Annotated in this window: 19 protein-coding genes; 12 read left to right on the top strand and 7 right to left on the bottom strand. The window is 58.7% G+C overall.

Annotated features, from left to right (window positions below; translation table 11 throughout):
• Nucleotides 1–124: 124 nt before the first annotated feature.
• The gene (locus IM299_RS22540; protein ID WP_048957254.1) at nucleotides 125–2,263 is read right to left on the bottom strand and encodes a TonB-dependent siderophore receptor; all 2,139 of its coding nucleotides are present in this window, start codon (nucleotides 2,261–2,263) and stop codon (nucleotides 125–127) included.
• A gap of 384 nt (nucleotides 2,264–2,647) precedes the next feature.
• On the opposite strand from IM299_RS22540, the gene IM299_RS22535 reads away from it, so the two are divergent.
• The 5 genes from IM299_RS22535 to IM299_RS22515 are packed head-to-tail and all read left to right on the top strand — an operon-like array spanning nucleotide 2,648 to nucleotide 7,309.
• Complete coding sequence (locus tag IM299_RS22535; RefSeq protein ID WP_028014437.1) at nucleotides 2,648–3,460, top strand: ABC transporter ATP-binding protein; 813 nt, start codon at nucleotides 2,648–2,650, stop codon at nucleotides 3,458–3,460.
• Nucleotides 3,457–4,440, top strand: a complete 984-nt coding sequence (locus IM299_RS22530; RefSeq protein ID WP_048957255.1) for an iron ABC transporter permease — start codon at nucleotides 3,457–3,459, stop codon at nucleotides 4,438–4,440. The genes IM299_RS22535 and IM299_RS22530 overlap by 4 nt, the downstream gene beginning before the upstream one ends.
• Nucleotides 4,437–5,477, top strand: coding sequence for an iron ABC transporter permease (locus tag IM299_RS22525; protein ID WP_047364595.1), 1,041 nt, complete (start codon nucleotides 4,437–4,439; stop codon nucleotides 5,475–5,477). The genes IM299_RS22530 and IM299_RS22525 overlap by 4 nt, the downstream gene beginning before the upstream one ends.
• A 9-nt stretch (nucleotides 5,478–5,486) precedes the next feature.
• Nucleotides 5,487–6,437 carry an iron-siderophore ABC transporter substrate-binding protein gene (locus tag IM299_RS22520; protein ID WP_193358120.1) on the top strand — a complete coding sequence of 317 codons (951 nt, stop codon included), beginning with the start codon at nucleotides 5,487–5,489 and terminating at the stop codon, nucleotides 6,435–6,437.
• The gene (locus IM299_RS22515; RefSeq protein ID WP_028014433.1) at nucleotides 6,434–7,309 is read left to right on the top strand and encodes a MurR/RpiR family transcriptional regulator; all 876 of its coding nucleotides are present in this window, start codon (nucleotides 6,434–6,436) and stop codon (nucleotides 7,307–7,309) included. The genes IM299_RS22520 and IM299_RS22515 overlap by 4 nt, the downstream gene beginning before the upstream one ends.
• A 40-nt stretch (nucleotides 7,310–7,349) precedes the next feature.
• Here IM299_RS22515 and IM299_RS22510 read toward each other — a convergent pair whose 3' ends face one another.
• Nucleotides 7,350–8,189 (bottom strand): AraC family transcriptional regulator, encoded by an 840-nt coding sequence (locus IM299_RS22510; RefSeq protein WP_047364594.1) that lies wholly within the window; start codon nucleotides 8,187–8,189, stop codon nucleotides 7,350–7,352.
• Nucleotides 8,190–8,355: 166 nt separating this feature from the next.
• On the opposite strand from IM299_RS22510, the gene IM299_RS22505 reads away from it, so the two are divergent.
• From IM299_RS22505 to IM299_RS22495, 3 genes are read left to right on the top strand one after another with little or no spacing between them, the layout of a single operon-like run.
• Nucleotides 8,356–10,170, top strand: a complete 1,815-nt coding sequence (locus tag IM299_RS22505; protein ID WP_193358119.1) for a DUF2264 domain-containing protein — start codon at nucleotides 8,356–8,358, stop codon at nucleotides 10,168–10,170.
• A 32-nt stretch (nucleotides 10,171–10,202) separates the two neighbouring features.
• Nucleotides 10,203–11,468, top strand: a complete 1,266-nt coding sequence (locus tag IM299_RS22500) for an oligosaccharide MFS transporter (protein WP_045631561.1) — start codon at nucleotides 10,203–10,205, stop codon at nucleotides 11,466–11,468.
• Between the two features lie 17 nt (nucleotides 11,469–11,485).
• Nucleotides 11,486–12,673, top strand: a complete 1,188-nt coding sequence (locus tag IM299_RS22495; protein WP_193358118.1) for a glycoside hydrolase family 88 protein — start codon at nucleotides 11,486–11,488, stop codon at nucleotides 12,671–12,673.
• A 32-nt stretch (nucleotides 12,674–12,705) separates the two neighbouring features.
• Here the strand turns inward: IM299_RS22495 and lysM are convergent, their stop codons facing one another.
• From lysM to qseB, 5 genes are all read right to left on the bottom strand, one after another.
• Nucleotides 12,706–13,146 (bottom strand): peptidoglycan-binding protein LysM, encoded by a 441-nt coding sequence (gene lysM, locus IM299_RS22490; protein WP_028014428.1) that lies wholly within the window; start codon nucleotides 13,144–13,146, stop codon nucleotides 12,706–12,708.
• A gap of 85 nt (nucleotides 13,147–13,231) precedes the next feature.
• Nucleotides 13,232–13,546, bottom strand: coding sequence for a putative quinol monooxygenase (locus IM299_RS22485; RefSeq protein WP_008502984.1), 315 nt, complete (start codon nucleotides 13,544–13,546; stop codon nucleotides 13,232–13,234).
• A 31-nt stretch (nucleotides 13,547–13,577) separates the two neighbouring features.
• Nucleotides 13,578–14,159 (bottom strand): NAD(P)H-dependent oxidoreductase, encoded by a 582-nt coding sequence (locus tag IM299_RS22480; protein ID WP_041908121.1) that lies wholly within the window; start codon nucleotides 14,157–14,159, stop codon nucleotides 13,578–13,580.
• Between the two features lie 105 nt (nucleotides 14,160–14,264).
• Nucleotides 14,265–15,602, bottom strand: a complete 1,338-nt coding sequence (gene qseC / locus IM299_RS22475; RefSeq protein WP_041908123.1) for a quorum sensing histidine kinase QseC — start codon at nucleotides 15,600–15,602, stop codon at nucleotides 14,265–14,267.
• A complete protein-coding gene (qseB, locus tag IM299_RS22470) occupies nucleotides 15,599–16,258 on the bottom strand; it encodes a quorum sensing response regulator transcription factor QseB (protein WP_045631558.1) in 660 nt (219 codons plus the stop codon). The genes qseC and qseB overlap by 4 nt, the downstream gene beginning before the upstream one ends.
• A 139-nt stretch (nucleotides 16,259–16,397) precedes the next feature.
• Here qseB and IM299_RS22465 point away from each other — a divergent pair, with 139 nt between their 5' ends.
• The 4 genes from IM299_RS22465 to ftsP all read left to right on the top strand — a co-directional run bounded on the left by IM299_RS22465 (nucleotide 16,398) and on the right by ftsP (nucleotide 21,547).
• A complete protein-coding gene (locus IM299_RS22465) occupies nucleotides 16,398–16,799 on the top strand; it encodes a YgiW/YdeI family stress tolerance OB fold protein (protein ID WP_023309189.1) in 402 nt (133 codons plus the stop codon).
• A gap of 118 nt (nucleotides 16,800–16,917) precedes the next feature.
• Nucleotides 16,918–19,176 (top strand): DNA topoisomerase IV subunit A, encoded by a 2,259-nt coding sequence (parC, locus tag IM299_RS22460; protein ID WP_041908127.1) that lies wholly within the window; start codon nucleotides 16,918–16,920, stop codon nucleotides 19,174–19,176.
• Between the two features lie 162 nt (nucleotides 19,177–19,338).
• A complete protein-coding gene (plsC, locus tag IM299_RS22455) occupies nucleotides 19,339–20,076 on the top strand; it encodes a 1-acylglycerol-3-phosphate O-acyltransferase (RefSeq protein WP_028014424.1) in 738 nt (245 codons plus the stop codon).
• Nucleotides 20,077–20,134: 58 nt separating this feature from the next.
• The gene (gene ftsP, locus IM299_RS22450) at nucleotides 20,135–21,547 is read left to right on the top strand and encodes a cell division protein FtsP (RefSeq protein WP_028014423.1); all 1,413 of its coding nucleotides are present in this window, start codon (nucleotides 20,135–20,137) and stop codon (nucleotides 21,545–21,547) included.
• Nucleotides 21,548–21,649 lie beyond the last annotated feature (102 nt).

The following is a 21,649-nucleotide window of genomic DNA, read 5'->3' as shown; positions in this document are numbered from 1 at the left end:
TGTTAGCGCAACCAGTAGATCACACTTCATCGTGCTTTTCATTTTTCTGGGGAACCCTCAGCCCACAGGGAGAGGTAATGGATCGTAGGCCCGGTAAGCATTAGCGCCACCGGGCTTTTTTACATCAAAACTCCATCTTCACCGTAAACTGCACTTCGCGCGGGTCGCCAATCTGGTTGCCCAGGTTGTTGGTCGCAATCGACGACGTGTAGTAGGTCTTATCAAACAGATTTTTCACGTTCACCTGCAGCGTCACCGGATACTGCAGCTTCATCTTATACGCCGCAAACGCATCCGCCACGAAATAGCCCGGCAGATAATAATCCGCACCGTTGGTTGCCGAGCGACGGCTAACGCCGTGCCCGCCGCCGCCGAGCGTCAGGGTATTTCCGGCAAACGCATTATGAATGTCGTACGTCAGGAACAGGGAGCCGGTGTGGCGCGGCACGTTCGGCAGCGGTTTACCCGCGTAATCCGGGTCCTCCAGCACCTTCGCGTCGGTATAGCCGTAGCTGGCGATAATGTTAGTGTTCTCGGTCAGTGACCCGGCAAGATCCACCTCCACGCCCTGAGAGCGCACGCGGCCCGCGGTTTTGGCGATGGTTTCGCCCCCGATGCTTTCGGTGTACAGCACGTTGCGCTTGTGAATATCAAACAGCGCGATATTGGCGGTTATGCCGTCGAACAGATCGAACTTTGCGCCTACTTCGTACGCGTTTGAGGTTTCCGGCGGCAGGTCGCCAATGTAGCTCGCAATGGATGACTGCGGCATAAACGTCTGCGAATAGTTGGCAAACAGCGAGACTGCGGGCGTCAGTTTGTAAAGCAGCCCCAGCTTCGGCGTCCACTGCTCGTCGCGGCTGTCGGTATTGACGTTAAACGGACGACCTTTGCCCGCGTACTGGGTGTAATACTGGTAGCGCAACCCGGCGACGGCGATCCATTTATCCGTCAGGTACAGGGCATCCTGGGCGTAGGCCGAGTAGCTCTCCTGCTTGAGCGTCTGGTCGCTGTCAGCGGCGGAGACGGTTGTACACTCGTCGAGTTTGCCATAAACCGGATTATAGATATTGAAACCTTTGACGTTCTTACAGCGCATCATGTCCGTGCGCAGCAGATCGTAATTTTCATACGACACGCCGGTGAGGATCTCATTATAAAAGCCCGCGATATCCACGTTGCCCTGCAGATCCGCACGGGTGCTGTGCATGCGCTGGGTCGAGCCCTGGGTTGCATCCACCCGGCGGGTCAGGGTGCCGGTTTTTGAATCGTAGGCCATCACGCGCGCCTGATTATCGCTGTACTTATCCTGGCTGTAGCTGTAGTCGAACTTCGCGGTCCACTGGCTGTTGAGGCGATACTCCGCGTTAAGCTGAGCGAGATCGGACTGCCCGTCGGTCACGTTAAACGGCTCGTCAAAGCGGGTTTTGCGATCGACGTCGACGGCCTTTTTAGTGTTGAGATCGAAGATCGTTCCGCGATCGAACGGCGTCTTATAGTCGCGATGCGAATAGAGCACGGTCACGGTGGCATCGTCGCCGAACCAGGTCAGCGACGGGGCGATAAACGTGCTGCGTTCGTTGCCGAAGTTGCGCCAGTAATCCTCGTCCTGATACTCGCCCGTGAGGCGATACGCCAGGTGCGTGCCCTCAATCGGACCGGTGACATCGATCTGTCCGGTGCCGCCGCCAAAGCTGGAAGAGGTGGCAGAAATCGAGCCACCGAAGATTTTCTCCGGGCGCTTCGTGACGACGTTAATCAGGCCGCCCGGATCGAGAATGCCGTACAGCGTTGAGGCCGGGCCTTTCAGCACCTCTACGCGTTCGGTTGCGGCGTTAAAGCTGCGTGGCAACACGGTGCGCAGGCCGTTGGTCATGATCGAGCCGTCGCGGTTTGCGCCAAACCCGCGGCGTACGAAGGCATCCTGCGTACCGCCCAGGGTGTTGGTCTGCACCACGTTGCTGACGTTATAGAGCGCTTCATCGAGCGTGGTGGCGTGCTGATCCGCCAGCACCTTATCGCTGACGGTATTCACCACCTGCGGGATATCCAGCATCGGCATGTTGGTCAGCGTGGCGGTGGAGGTATTCAGCGGCTGGTAGCCGTTGGTGGCCTCCGCCGTAGCATTTGGATCGGCGGTGACGGTAAGCGTTTCGCCGTCTTTAGCCGTGGTGTCTGCTGCCTGCGACAGCGGCGCCATAAACAGCAGTGAAAAGAGCGCGCGCCCTTTTATCCCAGAGAGTGAAGGTGTGAACGTAGCCATTACAACTGTTATCCCAAAATATCCGTGAAGCACCTTCACGGAAGAACCTGTGAGTCATTGCCCTTTATGGTCTGCTCGTTAGCCAGAACAGGCATCGAACATGTAATTGAGAATCATTCAATCATGCGCAAATGTAGTAGTAAATGAAAAAAGCTAAAAATCGGCTACATCTCTGAAACGTAACGGAAAAGCACAGGAGTAATCATTTAATAAATTGAAAATTAAGTCTTTATTGTTTTATTGGTCAGTGTAGTAACGCACCGTTATCCCTGGTTTTTTCAGGGTGTTTCTTCCCTTGACTACTACATGGCGCGGCCTCAAACTCTCAAAAGAGAATGATTTTTATTTATATTTGTTTCCCTTTTTTATTACGTTGGCATGCACGTGGCTCACAACACGACAAAACCGGGTCTGGTTCTGGAGAATCTTTCTGCCGGTTATCAGAAAAAAATCATCGTTGATGATATTTCCCTTGCGATCCCCCAGCAGAAAATCACCGTTCTGGTGGGGGCGAACGGCTGCGGAAAATCCACGCTGCTGAGTACCATCGCGCGTTTGCTTCAGCCGCTTGGCGGCGCGGCGGTTCTCGACGGCAAGGCGATCCACGCGCAGCCGACGAAAGCCGTCGCCCGCCAGCTTGGCATCCTGCCGCAGTCTCCGCTGCTGCCGGAAGGGTTAACCGTCTTTGAGCTGGTCTCGCGCGGGCGTTTTCCCTGGCAGAACGTTATGCGCCAGTGGAGCGACGAGGACGAGCAGGCGGTGGAGGAGGCCCTGCGCCTGACCGGCACGGCCGAGTTTGCCCACATGCCCGTCGAAAGCCTGTCCGGCGGCCAGCGTCAGCGCTGCTGGATCGCCATGGCGCTGGCGCAGCAAACGCCCTATATCCTGTTGGATGAACCCACCACGTTCCTCGATCTCCGCTATCAGGTGGAGATCCTCGAACTGCTGCATACGCTGACGCGCGAGCACGGACGTACCGTGGTGGTGGTGCTGCACGATCTCAACTTTGCCGTGAGCTACGGCGATTCGCTGGTCTTTTTACGCCAGGGAAAAGTCGAGGGCGTACTGCATGAAGGGGACGCCTGCACGCCGGAGCTGATTAAAGCGGTGTTTGATGTCGACGTGCATATGTCCATCAATCCGCTGACCGGTAAACCGTTCTTTATGCCGTTTCGCCAGGTCGCAAAACAGCCATGATGCGCACCTCTCTGGCTTTCCTGATGTTCGCCCTGCTGCTTGCAACGGGCGCGATTGCCCATCTGGGGATCGGCGCCCGCTTTATCGCCCCGCAAACGGTGGTGGAGGCCATCCTCCACTTCGATCCGCGCAATTTCGACCATAACATCATCATCAAGCTCAGACTGCTGCGTCTCTGCGCCGCGATGGTGACGGGGGCCGCGCTCGGCGTGGCGGGCGTGCTGCTGCAATCCACGATCCGCAACCCGCTCGGCGAACCGCATATTCTGGGGCTCAACGCCGGGGCGGCGCTGGCTGTGGTGCTGACGAGCGCGCTGGGGATGACGCTGCCGTTTGGGCGCCCGCTGATTGCCGCCGCCGGAGCCGCGGCGCTGTTTCTGCTGGTGCTCACGTTCTCCTCGTCCGGACGCACCGGGCTTACGCCGATGAAGGTCACGCTGTGCGGCGTGGCGATGTCGGCGTTTGCCTCGTCGATTACCGCCACGGTGCTCATCCTCGATGAACAGACGCTGCTCGCCATGCGCACCTGGCTGGCGGGGGATTTAGCGGGGGTCAGCGGTGAAACGATTGCCGCTGCCCTGTGGGTGGCTGGCGTGGGCTTTGTGCTGGCGCTCTGGCTGTCGCCCTCGCTCAACATGCTGGCGCTGGGCGACAGAATGGCGCAGGGGCTTGGCGTATCGCTGCTGAAAACGCGGCTGCTTGCCCTGATGGCCATCGCGCTGCTCTGCGGTGCGGCGGTCTCCCTCGCCGGGCCGATCGGCTTTATCGGCCTTGTGGTGCCTCAGCTCGTTCGCCGTCTGGTGTCGGTCGATCTGCGCGTGATGGTGCCGCTGTCCGCCCTGTGCGGGGCGCTGGTTCTGCTGCTGGCGGATATCGCTGCCCGCACGCTGTTTTCGCCCTGGGAGCTGGCAACCGGCATCATGACCGCGCTGGTTGGCGCCCCGGTCTTTATCTTCATGGCCTCGAGGATGTTTAAATGAACCGCGCCGGACTGCGTGCGCTACGCGTTGGCACCTTCTCGGCGCTGGTCCGCCCAAAGGCGCTGGTATGTCTGGTCATCCTGACGCTGGCCGCCTGCCTGCTGACGGGGTTTGGCCTGACGCACGGCTCTCTGCCCATCCCCACTTCCGCCATCGGGCGCGCGCTGTTTTATCCAGAAACCCTGACGTCAGAGACGCGCTACATCGTGATGGATATCCGCCTGCCGCGCCTGCTGATGGCGGCGCTGTGCGGTGGGATGCTCGGCATGGCGGGGGCGGCAATGCAGTCCATTACCCGCAATGGCCTGGCCGATCCGGGGCTTATCGGGGTGAAAGAGGGCTGTAGCGCGGCGGTACTGCTGCTGATATTTCAGTTCCCGGCGCTGGGCCTGGCCTGGCGGCCGCTGGTTGGCATGGCCGGGGGGCTGCTCACCGCGCTGCTGGTGGTGGTCCTGGCGCGCGATATCTCACGTCCGCGATTCATCCTGATCGGCATCGGCGTGTCGTGGGTCTTTGCCGCCGCAATGGGCGTCTTTATGACCACGGCGGACGTGCGCGACGTGCAGACGGCGATGCTGTGGCTGGCGGGCAGCCTCCACGCGGCAAACTGGACGCTGGTCTGCATTGCCGCTGCCTGGGCGCTTCCGGCGTTTGCGCTGCTGCTGTTTACCGCCCGCGCTGCGGACGTGGCACTGCTTGGTAACCACACCGCAGCGGGCCTTGGCGTGCGCACAAACCGGCTGGCGCTTCTAAGGGTTCTCGCCCCGGTAGTGCTGACGGCGGCCTGCGTCTCCTGCGTGGGCAGCATTGGTTTTGTCGGGCTGATTGCGCCGCACATGGCGCGCCTGCTGCTCCGCGGCGGGCAAACGGCGCTCCTGACGGGTAGCGCCGTGCTGGGGGCGCTGCTGGTGCTACTGGCGGATAACGTCGGGCGGCTGGCATTCCTCCCGCTGCAGCTGCCGGCGGGAATTGTGATTTCACTGATTGGCGGACCGTTTTTCCTGCTGCTGCTCTGGCAGCGTCGGGACAGATTTTAGGGGATTAACATGCGCATACTGTTTTCATTGCTGTTGCTGGTGGGGTTTGCGGCGAGCGCGACCGAGCCGACGCAGACGTTTACTGACGATCTGAACCGTAAGGTGGCGGTGCCGGTGCATCCGAAACGGATCGTCTCGCTACACGACCTGGACATTACTATTCCGCTGATTGAGCTTGGCGTACCGCCGGTGGCGAGCCATGGCCGCACCCGGCCGGACGGCAGCCATTTTCTGCGCTCCAGCGGCATGTTGACCGGCGTCGACTTCGATAATTCCGACATCAAGTTTATCGGCACTGCGGATATCGACATTGAAGCCATCGCCGCCGCAAAGCCTGACCTGATCGTTACCGAGCCGACGCGCAATACCCCGGTGGAACAGCTGGAGAAAATTGCCCCGACGGTGAGTATCGATCATCTCGACGGCGGCGCGCCGGAGATCTACCGCAAGCTGGCGCAGCTGACGGGCACGCAGGCGCGGCTCAAGGTTCTGGAGCGGCGCTATCAGGAGCAAATTAAGGCGCTGAAAGCGACTATTGATACCCGCAAAGTGAGCGTGTCGGTGATACAGGCCAATCAGGGGAAAATCAACGCCATGCACAGCTATCACTCGCTGGGCCGCGTGCTGCGTGATGCCGGGTTCACCTTCCCGCCGCTGATTGAGTCCATCCCGGAAGGGGGACGCATTGACGTCAGCGCCGAGCGGCTGCCGGAGCTGGATGCGGATTTCGTTTTCGCCACCTGGCGCGGGGATACGGGCGGCAAACCGCAGGATGAGCTGGCGGCGATGGATGCGGTGATGCCAGGCTGGTGTCAGTTCCTGAATGCCTGTCGGACCGGACATTACGTGCTGATCTCGCGTGAAGAGGCCATCTCGAACTCGTTCGCCTCGTTAGGGCTGATGGCCGCGCAGGTCCAGTCGCAGATTGCCGGACGTCCGCTGCCGGAGGCGTCACGATGAGCCGTAAAGTTGATCTCTTCGGCGACCGCCTCCGCTCCCGGTCGCACCAGCTCACGCCGCGCCTGCTGCAGGTGGCGCGCTATATCAATGAAAATCGTGAAGCGGTGATGGAGCAGACGGCAATGGAGATCGCGACGCTGCTGAAAACGTCGGACGCCACCGTCGTTCGCGCCATCCAGGCGCTGGGTTTCGCCGGGCTGCGCGATCTCAAGCAGACGCTGGAGCAGTGGTTTGGCCCGGTCGTGACCTCCAGCGAAAAGATCTCCACCACGGTGAATACGCTGACCAGCGACGTCAATGCGAGCATTGATTTCGTGCTGGAGGGGCATCAGCATACGTGTGAAGTATTGTCTGAACCCCACAACCGCTTCGCGATGGCGCAGGCGGTCTCGCTGCTGGCGCAGGCGAGGCAGGTTGCCATATTTGGGATTGGCGCGTCCGGCATTCTGGCCGACTACACCGCCAGGCTGTTCAGCCGGATGGGGCTACCCGCCACGCCGCTTAACCGCACCGGAATAGGGCTGGCCGAGCAGCTGATAGGTCTCCAGCGCGGGGATGTGCTGATCATGATGGCGCAAAAATCCGCGCATCGGGAAGGGCAGACCACGCTGCGCGAAGCGAAACGGCTGGGGATCCCCACCATTTTGCTCACCAATGCCACCGACTCGCGATTCAGCAAAGAGGCCAGCGTGGTGATCCACGTTCCGCGCGGCGGCGAGAAGGGCAAAATCCCGCTCCACGGCACGGTGCTGCTGTGCCTGGAGATGATTGTTTTATCCGTCGCCTCCACCGAGCCGCAGCGCACCATCAAGTCGATGAAGCGCATCAACGAGCTTCACCGTGGGCTAAAGCCGGGCAAGAAAAGCAGTTGATTGTCTCCCTCTTCCCGCGGGAGAGGGGCGGGTGAGGGTGTCATACCGCACGATGGTTCTTCCGGTACTGCAGCGGCGTCTCACCAATCCCCTTCTTAAACGCGCTGATAAACCAGGTCACGTCAGAAAATCCCACCCGCACGGCAATCTCCCGCACGCTCGCATCGCTGTGCAGCAGGCATTCGCACGCCTTACGCAGGCGGAGCGTGTTCAGGTAGTGGTGGATTTTCTCCCCCGTCTCCACATGAAATTTTCGCGACACGTAGCTGCGCGATCTGCCCAGTTCCGCTGCCAGCGCGTCGAGGCGGAATTTCTCCTGATAATGCTCGTCCAGCCAGAACATCACCTGGCTGGCGATCCCCGAGCTGCTGCCCGGTGCGCCGGTACGATCGTCAGGCAACATAGCAAACAGGCTAATCAGCAGCCCGGCGATGCTTTCGCTGCTCATCGGCGGCGGATAACAGCTGAACAGATGATCGACATGGCTGTGGCAGTGTGCAAGGTCAACCACCCACGCCTCTGAGCCGCGACGCGAGAGTTTCTCAAGCCGCTGCTGCGTGTGCGGAAAATCACGCAGGCACTTCAGCACCGCATGGTGGTCGAGGTGAATAATCGTGCGCCGGTAAATCGCTTCCGCCTGTTCGTCCACCCTGACTTTATGCAGGGTGAACGGCGGAAAGAAAAACAGGCGTCCGGGGCGCATGGTGTAGTGACGGTTATCGACAATCGCGACGCCAAACCCTTCTTCCACATAGAGAATTTCAAGACACTGATGCCAGTGGTGGTAACGCACCGTGTTAGCAAACAGGCGGCTGAACGACGCTACGGTGTCGTTTAAGGTAATGAGCTCAAGACGATCGGTTATGGGCGCGTCATGCATAGTGCAATAAAACTCAACTTTTCCCCGTCAGAAGAGATTTATAAACCACCTTTTTAAATTTTATCAACCGCAGGTTTATCGAACGTTCTCACCTGTGACGTGGCTAACATTTCTCCACCTTACGCATTCACTATGCTTGGCCGCAGTTGATGACGAGGGTGGAACTATGCGGGCGGAAAGCGAAGAAAAATCAAATCTGTTGTCTTCACGCCAGGACGTTGTGGCGTCTCTGAATACCCTACTTGGCGCGCTGGATAAGCAGTTTCCGGTAAATCATTCGCGGTTCTCGCTGGGTGATACCTGCGCGCACTACGCGACGGATATCGCGCAGATGGAGGGGCTCTCCCGCGCGCTATGGGGGCTGTTTCCGCTGTTGGCTTCGGGCGATGCTTCGCCATTTAGCGAGAAGTACATGCAGGCCATCAGGATCGGCACCGATCCGCAAAGTCCGAGCTACTGGGGCGAAACCGCTCCGTACGATCAGCGTCTGGTCGAGATGGCATCCTACGGTCTGGGGCTTTCCCTGCTGGGGAATAAACTCACCGATTGCTTCAGCGAGCGCGAGGTGATGAACCTGCACGCGTGGCTGAATCAGATTGCCGACGCGCAGATGCCCGACAGCAACTGGAACTACTTTGCCATTATGGTCCAGCTGGGCTTCAAACGCGCCGGGCTGCCGTACGATCAGGCCGCCATCGACCATCGGTTTGCGCTGATGGAGGCCTATTACCTGGGTGACGGCTGGTATTCCGACGGCGCGGGTCGCCCGAAAGATTATTACATCTCCATGGCGTTCCACTTCTACGGCCTGATTTACGCCACTTTAAGCGGCGACGAGGCGAGGGCAGAAGTGCTGCGCGAGCGCTCGCGTCTGTTTGCGGAGGACTTTATCTACTGGTCCGCCGCGGACGGCGCGTCGGTACCGTTTGGCCGCAGCCTGACCTACCGCTTTGCGATGGTCGCCTTCTGGAGCGCGGTTGCCTTCTCTGAACTTGACGTGTTCACGCCGGGTATTGTGAAGGGCATTATCCTGCGCCATCTCCGCTGGTGGCAGCAGCGGACAATTACCGACCGGGACGGCATTCTGACCCTCGGTTTTGCCTGTCCGAACCTCGCCATGTGTGAGGACTATAACTCTCCCGGCTCGCCCTACTGGGCGCTAAAAAGCTACCTGATTCTGGCGCTGCCGGAGACGCATCCGTTCTGGCAGGCAGAAGAACAGCCGCTGCCCGCGCTGGCGGAGAAGCACGTCATCCCGCGCGCGCAGCAGATCCTGATGCATTCGACGAACTCTCAGCACGTCACCATGCTCACCGCCGGTCAGCTGGAGCTGAACAACTACGTCAACACCGAAGCGAAATACACCAAATTTGCCTACTCCAGCCGCTTTGGCTTCACCATTGAGCGCGGGCGCTTTGGCCTGAAGCATGCGGCCTGTGATTCCATGCTGCTGCTGGCGGACGGGGATAACTATTTCCGCGGCCGTCGCGAGTGCGACGCGGTGCGGGTGGATGAAAACTACATCTATTCACGCTGGTCGCCGTGGCACGACGTGCACATCGAGACCTGGCAAATCCCGTTTGGCGAGTGGCATTTGCGCCTGCACCGCATCAACAGCGCGCGCACGCTGCAAACGGCGGAGGGCGGTTTCGCCGTGATGAAAACGGAGCACCAAATCCGCGCGCGCGGCAGTTATCTGGCGGCAGAGAACGGCAGCAGTGCGATTGTCGATCTGTCGCCTTTCATTGAACGCACCCCGGACAGCATCGTCACGCCGCCGAACAGCAGCATCATGTTCCCGGAGTGCGCCTCCATTCCGCTTTTAAAAACCGATCTCCATCCGGGAGAGCGCTGGCTCTGCTGCGCCGTCATTGCCAGTGAAAAACAGAACGTTGCGGCCGCGCCGCAGCTGGATATGAACCATAACCGGGTCGTAATCCGCGACCCTGGAGGCGAACGTCTGCTGTCGTTCACGTTATAAAAATTCTGACCCTACACCTTGGCGAGGATGGTATGAAAAATACATCGACAACCAACAGAACCGAATATTACAAAATCAGCAGCTTTATTTTTCTCTATTTCTTTACCTGGTCTGCGAGTATTGGCCTGCTGGCGATCTGGCTGGGTCAAAAAGCGAATCTCAGCGGGACGGTAATTGGAACCGTGTTCGCGGTGAACGGAATATTTTCCGTTATTCTCAAACCCATCTACGGCTATATTCTCGATAAAATCGGCATGAGCAAATATCTGCTCTATTTTGTGGTCGCCATGTCGGCCCTGATGGCGCCGTTTTTTATTTACGTCTATCAGCCGCTGTTAATGTCCAGCACCTTGCTGGGGATTATTATCGGCGCGCTCTATTTAAGCTTTGCCTGGTATGCGGGCGTGGCGGCGTGTGAATCCTATTCCGACCGCTTCAGCCGCTTAAACGGCATGGAGTTCGGGCAAATTCGTATGTGGGGCTCGCTCGGCTGGGCGGTGGCATCGTCCTTCTCCGGCCTGCTGTTCAACCTCTCACCGACCTATAACTTCATTATGGGCAGCGTGGCGTCGATAGTGATGCTGGTTGTCCTGCTCAGCCTGAAAGTGAACACTAACTCCGTTCATGCCGATGCGGTACTGACCAAAGAGAAAATCGCCCCCGCAGATGTGTATGCCCTGCTGCGTAACCGTAAATTCTGGGCTTTTTGCCTGTACGTGGCGGGCGTGGCGTGGATGATGTTTATCGCCGAGCAGCAGTTCTCGCGCTATTTCGTCACCTTCTTTGACGATATTCATGAGGGCAACGCGGTGTTTGGCTATCTCGGCACCGTGCAGTCGGGCATAGAATTCGTCATGTATATGGTTGTCCCGCTGTTCGTTAACTTTATTGGCGCCAGGCGCGGGCTATTAATTGTCGGGCTGATCGTCGGGGCGCGTTTGATTATTTCCGGGATGTGCGACTCGCATCTGTTAATTTCCGTGCTCAAGCCGCTATACGGTATAGAAATTTGCCTGCTGCTGGTGTCGGTCTTTAAATATATTGCGGAGCATTTCGACAAGCGCGTGAACGCCACCATGTATTTACTGGGCTATCAGGCGATGCTGTACGTGGGGAACGTGGTGGTTTCCTCGCCTGCCGGATATATGTATGACCGCATCGGCTTTGAACAGACCTATATCATCATGGGGGCGACGGCGCTGATCTTTACCCTTATTTCTGCCTTTACGTTATCCGCCTGCCAGAGCAAATGGCGCGGCCCCCGCCCGCTGAACGTAGCAGAACCTTCATCACGCTGACCACAAGGAACCGAAATATGTTAAGTCGTATCAGAGAGGAACGCCTGTCTGCCATTCCTGCTCCCGTAGACTCGCGCCTGTTTAGCGATGAACTGATCTCTGCGCGTAGCCACGTCCTCGAGCTGATAAGCCGTCATTTAACGGCATTCGGAGATCAGTTCCCGGCGGAAACCTGCCGGAACGGTTATTACCCGCTGACCGACAACGTAGAGTGGACAACCAGCTTCTGGACCGGCCAGCTGTGGCTGGCGTGGGAGATGAGCGGCGAGGAGAAATTCCGCTCGATGGCGGAAAAACACGTGCGCTCCTTCGGCCTGCGCATCGCCGGGCGCAGCGACACCAACACTCACGATCTGGGCTTCCTGTACACGCTCTCCTGCGTGGCGGCCTGGAGACTTACCGGCAGCCGCGAGGCGCGCGGTTTCTCCCTGCTGGCGGCTGAAGCCCTGCTGGAGCGCTTTCATGAGAAGGCGAAAATCATTCAGGCGTGGGGCGATCTTTCAGACCCGGAGCAGGCCGGACGGATGATCATCGACTGCAACATGAACCTGCCGCTGCTCTACTGGGCGACGGAGCAGACGGGGGATCCGCGCTTTGCTGACGCCGCAAAAGCGCACGTCATGCAGGCGGCAAACTATCTCATCCGCGACGATGCCTCCACGTTCCACACCTATTATATGGACGTGGTAACCGGCGCGCCGCGCTACGGCAATACCCAGCAGGGCTATGCCGATGACTCCTGCTGGTCGCGCGGGCAGGCGTGGGGGATTTACGGCTTCCTGCTGAGCTATATCTATACCGGCGACGAGACGATGATCGCCCTGTCGAAGCGGCTGGCGAACTACTTCCTCAATCGCCTCCCGGAAGACTACGTCTGCCACTGGGATCTGGCGCTGGTGGGGACCGACGCGCTGCGCGATTCGTCCTCGGCGGCGATTGCGGTGTGCGGGCTGCTGGAGCTGGTGAAGCACCTGCCCGTGACGGATCCGGACCGGGAGCGTTATCTGGAATGGGCCAAAGGCATTATGTCGTCACTGACGAAGCACTACCTGATGGGCAAAGAGGAGAAGGGCACCGGCCTGCTGAAGCACTCGGTCTATCACCTGGCGAGCCACAAAGGGGTGGACGAGTGTGCGAGCTGGGGAGATTACTTCTACGTGGAGGCGCTGGTGCGCTTTACGCAGAGCTGGAAACTGTACTGGTAAAAACGGTCGGGGGGCGACCCCCGACTCGCGGATCACGCTTTAGGAATACGTAGCGTCTGGCCGGGGTAGATTTTATCCGGGCTGGAGAGCATCGGGCGGTTAGCCTCAAAAATCTTATTGTACTGGTTGGCATCGCCGTACACGGTTTTGGAGATAGCGCTCAGGGTGTCGCCGGATTTTACCGTGTAGTAGGTGGCTTCATCTTTGGCATCGGTCGTGGTGATGTTGTTCTCCACCTCGCTGACGCCGGCGATGTTGCCGACGGCGACCTGGATTTTTTCTTTCTGCTCCTGGGTCAGCCCGTCACCCGTCACGCTGGCCTTGCCGTCGGTAACGTTAACCTGAACTTTGTCTGAACCGGGAATGTTGAGTTTCTTGAGGTGCTCGGTGATTTTGTCGCTCTGACCTTTGTGGTCGGTCAGGTTATCCCATAGCTTTTCGCCTGCTTCTTTCACGAAGTTAAAAAGACCCATTCCATCCTCCTGTTAATCATGAAGTCAGAATAAGCATAGCAGGTCAGAGAGAATTCCCTCCCCGTAAGGAGAGGGAAGGCAGGTTTTAAACCCCTTGCTCCAGAATACGGATGTGGGTCTCCAGCACGTCACCCTTCACCGCATCGCTCCACGCTTTCATGTGCGCGGTCTGCAGGTGTGCTTCAAGGTGCGCGACGGTTTCCCACTGCTCAACCATGATAATGGAGTCTGGCGCAGTGGCCTGGAAGCTTGCGTCGGTAGCGGCGTCCACCATCGGCGCGTAGCCGTGGCAGCCTTCTTCTTTCAGTACGGTTGGGATGATTTTCGCGAACTGATCCAGCACCGCCTGGCGGTGATGTTGACCTGGACGAGTACGGATTTCTGCGATTACTGTAAGCATGGTTACTACTCCTTTAATTCCAGGCTACCAGTTAAGCAAAAATTTTCGCGAGATGCTTGCGATATTCTGCGATATAGCTCGGGACGTCAGGCATTTTAATCACGTCGTTGACGATAAAGGTCGGCAGCGGATCCATTCCCAGGAACTGGTTCGCCTTGTGGAACGGCAGATACGCGCCGTCTACGCCCACGCCTTCGAAGAACTGATCTTTTTCGGTGAAGGCTTCCAGAGGGGCGTTCCAGGTCAGGGAGAGCATATATTTTTTGCCCTGAATCAGGCCGCCGGAGCCGTATTTTTTAGAGGCGTCTGAGCGGGTGCGTCCGTCGCTGGCATACAGCGAACCGTGACCTTCGGTGAAGACGTCGTCCATGTACTTTTTCACGGTCCACGGCGCGCCCATCCACCAGCCCGGCATCTGCCAGACAACCACATCGGCCCACAGGAAGTTCTGCACTTCGGCCTTCACGTCATAGTTGCTGTCCGCGCGCACGACCTTAACATCATGCCCGGCGTCGCGCAGGAAACCGTCCGCGACCTCGGTCAGGGTGTCATTCAGCTGGCCTTTAGAGTGCGCGAACTCTTTCGCGCCGTTGATAATCAGAATATTGCTCATTATTTGTCCTCGGTGATGAGAGTATGCCGGGTATTCTACGCGCGAGGACGGAGCGGAAAAATAAGCAAAATGTGCAAAGTCTTTTGCGCGAAATGCAATAATCCCTTACCAGTTAACCTTCACTTCAAAGCCGCCTTCTGGCGCATTGCCCAGTGAGACGCGCATGCCGTGAAGCGCGGCAATGCGTTTCACAATGGATAGCCCCAGCCCGCTGCCCGTGGCGTCCTGACCCGGTGGACGATAAAAGCGCTCGCCGAGACGCGCCAGCGCATCGGGCGAAATGCCCGGGCCATTGTCGCGCACGGTAACGCTACGGGTGTTCAGCGTCACGTCTACCACGCTGCCGCGCGGGCTGTAGCGGGTGGCGTTATCCAGCAGGTTACGCGCCAGCAGGCTCAGAAGCAGCTGCTGACCCGTGCGGGTCACCTCCGGCGCGTTGATGTGCAGGCGAATATCAATACCCGCCTGCTGTGCCGAAGGATAAATATCCATTACCGCAGACTGCAGCAGATCAGCCATCGCTATCTGTTCTACGCCGTCCAGGCTGTCCAGCGAGTCCAGGCGCGACAGGGTGAGGAGCTGATCCACCAGCCGGGAGGCGCGGTCGATACCCGCGTGCAGCTGCGCCAGCGCTTTTTCCTGCGCCTGCGGATCGTCCTGAGAAAGCTGCGCCACGTCGGTTTGCACCTTCAGCGCCGCCAGCGGGCTGCGCAACTCGTGGGCGGCGTCGGAGGTGAAGCGGCGCTCGCGGGTCATCATCTCCTGGGTACGGGTAAAAAGATGGTTCAGCGAGTCGAGCAGGGGGCGCACTTCGGCCGGCACGCCCTGAGTGGGCAGGGCGTCGGTGGCGTCCGGCGAGCGGGAACGCAGGGTCTGGGCCAGCTTTTTCAGGGGCTTCAGCTCCCGGCTCAGCAGGACAATAAGCAACAGCAGCATCACCGGCAGCGCCACCAGCCACGGCGTCAGCTGCGAGCTGACCACGTCCAGCGCCATATCCTGCCGGTACTCCCACTCCTGGCCGACCACCACGCGGTATTTTCCGTCTGGCGACGTCAGCCATAAAAAGCGCCATTCATCGTTGTCATCCTGAAGCCGTCCGTCATCAAAGCCGTCACGACGATAGTGATACGGGATATCGCGCCCGTTTTCGCCGTCGTTAAGGATCATCGTGCCGTCTGAAGCGTAAATAGCGAAGGCCAGCGCGTCATCGTCCAGATGCCCGTGTTTGGCCTTTTTCGGCACTTCGCGCATGCGCTCCGGCGCGCGGATCTCGTCCAGATCCATCGTCAGCAGCCGTTTGGCAAACAGCATCTGCTGGGTGTCGAACAGCTTATCGAGCTTGTGGGTGGTCTGCTGCCACGCCACCAGGCTGGCGGCAAACCAGGCCGTCAGAGACAGCGCTAAAAAGAGGAGCGTCAGGCGCAGCTTCAGGCTCAGCTTCATGCGTCACCCAGGGTGTAGCCGATGCCGTGCACGGTGCGGATAAACTCGCTCCCGAGCTTGCGGCGTAAATGATGGACATGGACTTCGACGGCGTTGCTGGAGACGTCATCGTCCCAGGTATAAAGCTTTTCCTCGATCAGCTTGCGCGGCAGCACCCGGCCCGCGTTGCGCATCAGCAGCTCCAGCAGGGCGAACTCTTTGGGTTTAAGCGTCAGCGTTTCGCCCTCCAGCGTGGCGACGAGGCTTGCCGGATCGAGCGTCACCTTGCCGTGGCGCAGCTCGCTGCGGGTCTGACCGTGGCTGCGGCGCACCAGTGCTTCCAGACGGGCGGCCACTTCTATCAGCGCGAACGGCTTACAGAGATAATCGTCCGCACCGAGGCGCAGCCCTTCAACGCGCTGGTTCAGGGCATCCCGCGCGGTCAGGATCAGTACCGGCTCGCGCTTACCGCTTTCGCGCCAGGCGCGCAGGATCTCCAGACCGTCAATTCCCGGTAGGGTCAGGTCAAGCACCACGGCATCATAGGGCGCTGAGGCAAGCGCGGCCTGCCCGGTTTTCCCGTCGGTAAACCAGTCCACGCTAAAGCCCAGTTTGCTTAAGCCCGCTTTGATGCCATCGCCGATTAACCTGTCGTCTTCTACCAGTAAAATGCGCATGTTCCCTCCTTGATGCCGTCAGTAAACCCTCTGCAAGCGCCTGCTGTACAGTAAAAATAAATAAATTTTCCCCTTAAGAAGTTGTTAAGGTTTACCCTGTTTAATGGATTGCGAAACGACATTAAAGGGAGAGATGAAGATGAAAAAATTCGCTGCAATTGCTGCCATCATGATGATGACCACCGCGCCGGTCTTTGCTGCACAGGGCGGCTTTACTGGCCCATCTGCGACACAGACCCAGACGCAAACCCAGCAGGGCGGTTTTGTCGATAACAACGCCAACCTCACCACCGCGGCTAAAGTGAAAGATCTGAAGGACGATGCCTGGGTGAAGCTGCGCGGGAACATTACCGAGCGCCTGTCCGATGACCGCTACACCTTCCGCGACGAGTCCGGCACGGTGGTGGTTGAGATTGACCACAAGCGCTGGAACGGCGTGACCGTCACCCCGCAGGATAAAGTAGAGCTGCAGGGTAAAGTCGACAAAGACTGGAACGAGTTTGAAATCGACGTGAAGCAGGTTATCAAGCTGAACAAATAACCCGAAAAGGGCCGCTTATGCGGCCCTTTTTCTTTGTGACTCAATTCGTCAGATGAGGTAGTATCTGCGGCAATATTGCCTGAAACCCTTCGGTTTCTGAGTTGAGGAATCACACGTAATGAGCGATATGGCAGAGCGCCTCGCGCTACATGAATTCACGGAAAACGCCTACCTGAACTACTCCATGTACGTCATCATGGACAGGGCGTTGCCGTTTATCGGGGATGGCCTGAAGCCCGTTCAGCGCCGCATCGTCTATGCGATGTCCGAACTGGGGCTGAACGCCACCGCTAAGTTCAAGAAATCCGCCCGTACTGTGGGTGACGTACTGGGTAAATACCATCCGCACGGCGACAGCGCCTGCTATGAAGCGATGGTGCTGATGGCCCAGCCGTTCTCTTACCGATATCCGCTGGTGGACGGGCAGGGGAACTGGGGTGCGCCGGACGATCCGAAATCCTTCGCAGCGATGCGTTATACCGAATCCCGCCTGTCCAAATACGCCGAAGTGCTGCTGGGTGAGCTGGGTCAGGGAACCGTTGACTGGGTGCCAAACTTCGACGGTACGCTGCAGGAGCCGAAGATGCTGCCTGCGCGTCTGCCGAACATCCTGCTGAACGGCACGACCGGTATTGCGGTCGGCATGGCGACGGACATTCCGCCGCACAACCTGCGTGAAGTGGCGAAAGCCGCCATCACCCTGATCGAGCAGCCAAAAACCTCGCTGGACGAGCTGCTGGATATCGTGCAGGGGCCGGATTACCCGACCGAAGCCGAGATCATCACCTCGCGTGCAGAAATCCGCAAAATCTACCAGAACGGTCGCGGCTCCGTGCGCATGCGCGCGGTGTGGAATAAAGAGGACGGCGCCGTGGTGATCACCGCGCTGCCGCACCAGGTTTCCGGTGCCAAAGTGCTGGAGCAGATCGCCGCCCAGATGCGCAATAAAAAGCTGCCGATGGTGGACGATCTGCGCGACGAATCCGACCACGAGAACCCGACTCGTCTGGTGATCGTGCCGCGCTCTAACCGCGTGGACATGGAGCAGGTGATGAACCACCTGTTCGCCACTACCGATCTGGAAAAAAGCTACCGCATCAACCTGAATATGATTGGTCTGGACGGTCGTCCGGCGGTGAAAAACCTGCTGGAGATCCTCAGCGAGTGGCTGACGTTCCGCCGCGATACGGTGCGCCGTCGTCTGAACCATCGTCTGGAGAAAGTGCTTAAGCGCCTGCATATCCTCGAAGGTTTGCTGGTGGCATTCCTCAATATCGATGAAGTGATTGAGATCATCCGTACCGAGGACGAGCCGAAGCCCGCGCTGATGTCGCGCTTTGGCATCAGCGAAACCCAGGCCGAAGCGATCCTCGAACTGAAGCTGCGCCATCTCGCTAAGCTGGAGGAGATGAAGATCCGCGGCGAGCAAAGCGAGCTGGAAAAAGAGCGCGATCAGCTGCAGGCGATCCTCGCCTCCGAGCGCAAGATGAACACCCTGCTGAAGAAAGAGCTGCAGGCGGATGCCGATGCCTTCGGCGACGACCGTCGTTCTCCGCTGCACGAGCGCGAAGAAGCGAAGGCGATGAACGAGCACGACATGCAGCCGTCCGAGCCGGTGACCATTGTCCTGTCGCAGAGCGGCTGGGTGCGCAGCGCCAAAGGCCACGATATCGACGCGCCGGGTCTGAGCTACAAAGCGGGCGATAGCTTTAAAGCGGCGGTGAAAGGCAAGAGCAACCAGCCGGTGGCGTTTATCGACTCCACGGGCCGCAGCTACGCTATCGACCCGATCACGCTGCCTTCCGCGCGCGGCCAGGGCGAACCGCTCACCGGTAAGCTGACGCTGCCGCCGGGCGCAACGGTTGACCACATGCTGATGGAGGCCGACGACCAGAAGCTGCTGATGGCGTCCGATGCGGGCTACGGCTTTATCTGTACCTTTAACGACCTCGTGTCGCGTAACCGTGCCGGTAAAGCGCTGATCAGCCTGCCGGACAATGCCCGCGTGATGACACCGCTGGTGATTGAGAACGAGAGCGACATGCTGCTGGCGATCACCTCTGCCGGACGCATGCTGATGTTCCCGGTCAGCGACCTGCCGGAGCTGTCGAAAGGTAAGGGCAACAAGATCATCAACATCCCGTCGGCGGAAGCCGCGAAAGGTGAAGATGGCCTGGCGCACCTCTTCCTGCTGCCGCCGCAGAGCACGCTGACCATCCACGTCGGCAAGCGTAAAATCAAGCTTCGCCCGGAAGAGCTGCAGAAAGTGGTGGGCGAGCGCGGTCGCCGCGGTTCGCTGATGCGCGGCCTGCAGCGTATCGACCGCGTGGAGATTGATTCGCCTGCGCGCAGCAGCGCGGGCGACAGCGAAGAGTAATGTCATGACACCCCCTCTGTCCGGAGGGGGTATTTCAATAAAATTTCCCGTAAAATCGTTGTTAATTCGTGCGTTGCGATTAACAATACGCGCTCGTAATAAAGTCCTTACCTGGCCACAGGTGAAGTATAATTGTCAGCTGTCAGGGCTTCAGAGGTCGCTATGCTATACATTGTTCGTCTCATTCTTACCGTTATTTACTGCATTCTGGTCTGTATTTTCGGCTCTATTTACTGCCTGTTCAGCCCGCGTAATCCGAAGCATGTTGCCACCTTTGGCCATATGTTCGGTCGCCTTGCGCCGCTGTTTGGTCTGAAGGTTGAAAAACGCCTGCCTGAAGGAGCGGAGAACTTCGGTAACGCCATCTATATCGCCAACCATCAGAACAACTACGATATGGTGACGGCCTCCAATATTGTTCTGCCTCCGACCGTGACGGTGGGGAAAAAAAGCCTGCTGTGGATCCCGTTTTTTGGCCAGCTGTACTGGCTGACCGGTAACCTGCTGATCGACCGTAACAACCGTGCAAAAGCGCACGGCACGATTGCAGAAGTGGTGAATCATTTTAAAAAGCGCCGGATCTCAATCTGGATGTTCCCGGAAGGGACGCGTAGCCGCGGGCGCGGCCTGCTGCCGTTTAAAACCGGCGCGTTTCATGCCGCAATTGCGGCAGGTGTTCCAATTATTCCCGTGTGCGTTTCCAATACTTCTAATAAGATTAATCTTAACCGCCTGAATAATGGTCTGGTGATTGTCGAAATGCTGCCACCCGTCGATACCAGCAAATACGGTAAAGACCAGGTGCGCGAACTGGCAGCACACTGCCGCGAGCTCATGGCTCAGCATATTGCGCTGCTGGATAAAGAAGTCGCAGAAAGAGAAGCCGCCGGTAAGGTTTAATTCGGCGTTAAAGGGAAAAAGAATTCCCGCGTTGTTAGTCGTTTCAGATGGAGCTTATATGTCACTCAGTCGGCGTCAGTTTATTCAGGCTTCGGGGATTGCCCTTTGTGCGGGTGCGATGCCGCTGACAGCCAGCGCCGCCGGGCAGCAGCAGCCGCTGCCCATTCCGCCGTTGATTGAATCCCGTCGCGGGCAGCCGCTTTTCCTTACGCTTCAGCGCAGCCACTGGTCCTTTACCCAGGGCACGCGCGCGCCGGTGTGGGGCATTAACGGGCGCTACCTCGGGCCGACCATCCGCGTGTGGAACGGCGATGACGTTAAGCTCATTTACAGCAACCGTACGGCTGAAAATGTCGCCATGACCATCAGCGGCTTACAGGTTCCTGGACCTTTGATTGGCGGCGCGGCGCGAATGATGTCCCCCAACGCCGACTGGGCGCCCGTCCTGCCGATTCGCCAGAGTGCGGCAACCCTGTGGTATCACGCCAATACCCCTAACCGTACGGCGCAGCAGGTCTATAACGGTCTGGCCGGCATGTGGCTGGTGGAAGATGAGGTCAGTAAATCTCTGCCGATCCCGAACCACTACGGCGTGGACGATTTCCCGGTCATTATTCAGGACAAACGTCTGGATAACTTCGGCACGCCGGAGTACAGCGAGCCGGGCAGCGGTGGCTTTGTCGGCGATACCTTGCTGGTTAACGGCGCGCAGAGCCCGTACGTGGAAGTGTCCCGCGGCTGGGTGCGCCTGCGCCTGCTCAACGCCTCTAACTCGCGTCGCTATCAGCTGCAGATGAGTGATGGCCGCCCGCTGCACGTGATCTCCGGCGACCAGGGCTTTTTACCCGCGCCGGTCTCCGTTAAACAGCTTGCGCTGGCGCCGGGTGAACGTCGTGAAATTCTGGTGGATATGACCAACGGGGACGAAGTCTCCGTCACCTGTGGTGAAGCCGCGAGCATCGTTGACCGTATTCGCGGGTTCTTTGAGCCGTCGAGCATTCTGGTCTCCACGCTGGTGCTTACTCTGCGTCCAACCGGCCTGCTGCCGCTGGTCACCGATAGCCTGCCGATGCGCCTGCTGCCGCAGGAGATCATGAGCGGCTCGCCGGTGCGCAGCCGTGATATCAGCCTGGGCGACGATCCGGGCATCAACGGCGCGCTGTGGGATGTAAATCGCATTGATATCACCGCTCAGCAGGGCACCTGGGAGCGCTGGACGGTCCGGTCAGACATGCCGCAGTCGTTCCATATTGAAGGTGTGTCATTCCTGATCCGCAACGTTAATGGCGCGATGCCGTTCCCGGAAGATCGCGGCTGGAAAGATACCGTGTGGGTGGACGGCCAGGTTGAACTGCTCGTCTACTACGGTCAGCCTTCGTGGCCGCATTTCCCGTTCCTGTTCCACAGCCAGACGCTGGAGATGATGGACAGGGGCTCGGTAGGGCAGATGCTGGTGAATCCGGCGCCGTAACGTGCTTTTCTCCCTCTCCCTGTGGGAGTGTACGGTCCGGGGACATAGTGAACACTTGTTCGGGGACATGGTAGACACTTACAACTAAGGCATAAGAACCCG

This window comes from Enterobacter cloacae complex sp. P47BA (assembly GCF_014930485.1).
GTDB lineage: Bacteria > Pseudomonadota > Gammaproteobacteria > Enterobacterales > Enterobacteriaceae > Enterobacter > Enterobacter bugandensis.
This window is presented reverse-complemented; position numbering and strand designations above follow the sequence as displayed.

Coding starts and splice junctions, on each gene's coding strand:
- IM299_RS22540 (WP_048957254.1), bottom strand. CDS start 2,263: ATGGCTACGTTCACACCTTCACTCTCTGGGATAAAAGGGCGCGCGCTC.
- IM299_RS22530 (WP_048957255.1), top strand. CDS start 3,457: ATGATGCGCACCTCTCTGGCTTTCCTGATGTTCGCCCTGCTGCTTGCA.
- IM299_RS22525 (WP_047364595.1), top strand. CDS start 4,437: ATGAACCGCGCCGGACTGCGTGCGCTACGCGTTGGCACCTTCTCGGCG.
- IM299_RS22520 (WP_193358120.1), top strand. CDS start 5,487: ATGCGCATACTGTTTTCATTGCTGTTGCTGGTGGGGTTTGCGGCGAGC.
- IM299_RS22515 (WP_028014433.1), top strand. CDS start 6,434: ATGAGCCGTAAAGTTGATCTCTTCGGCGACCGCCTCCGCTCCCGGTCG.
- IM299_RS22510 (WP_047364594.1), bottom strand. CDS start 8,189: ATGCATGACGCGCCCATAACCGATCGTCTTGAGCTCATTACCTTAAAC.
- IM299_RS22505 (WP_193358119.1), top strand. CDS start 8,356: ATGCGGGCGGAAAGCGAAGAAAAATCAAATCTGTTGTCTTCACGCCAG.
- IM299_RS22500 (WP_045631561.1), top strand. CDS start 10,203: ATGAAAAATACATCGACAACCAACAGAACCGAATATTACAAAATCAGC.
- IM299_RS22495 (WP_193358118.1), top strand. CDS start 11,486: ATGTTAAGTCGTATCAGAGAGGAACGCCTGTCTGCCATTCCTGCTCCC.
- lysM (WP_028014428.1), bottom strand. CDS start 13,146: ATGGGTCTTTTTAACTTCGTGAAAGAAGCAGGCGAAAAGCTATGGGAT.
- IM299_RS22485 (WP_008502984.1), bottom strand. CDS start 13,546: ATGCTTACAGTAATCGCAGAAATCCGTACTCGTCCAGGTCAACATCAC.
- IM299_RS22480 (WP_041908121.1), bottom strand. CDS start 14,159: ATGAGCAATATTCTGATTATCAACGGCGCGAAAGAGTTCGCGCACTCT.
- qseC (WP_041908123.1), bottom strand. CDS start 15,602: ATGAAGCTGAGCCTGAAGCTGCGCCTGACGCTCCTCTTTTTAGCGCTG.
- qseB (WP_045631558.1), bottom strand. CDS start 16,258: ATGCGCATTTTACTGGTAGAAGACGACAGGTTAATCGGCGATGGCATC.
- IM299_RS22465 (WP_023309189.1), top strand. CDS start 16,398: ATGAAAAAATTCGCTGCAATTGCTGCCATCATGATGATGACCACCGCG.
- parC (WP_041908127.1), top strand. CDS start 16,918: ATGAGCGATATGGCAGAGCGCCTCGCGCTACATGAATTCACGGAAAAC.
- plsC (WP_028014424.1), top strand. CDS start 19,339: ATGCTATACATTGTTCGTCTCATTCTTACCGTTATTTACTGCATTCTG.
- ftsP (WP_028014423.1), top strand. CDS start 20,135: ATGTCACTCAGTCGGCGTCAGTTTATTCAGGCTTCGGGGATTGCCCTT.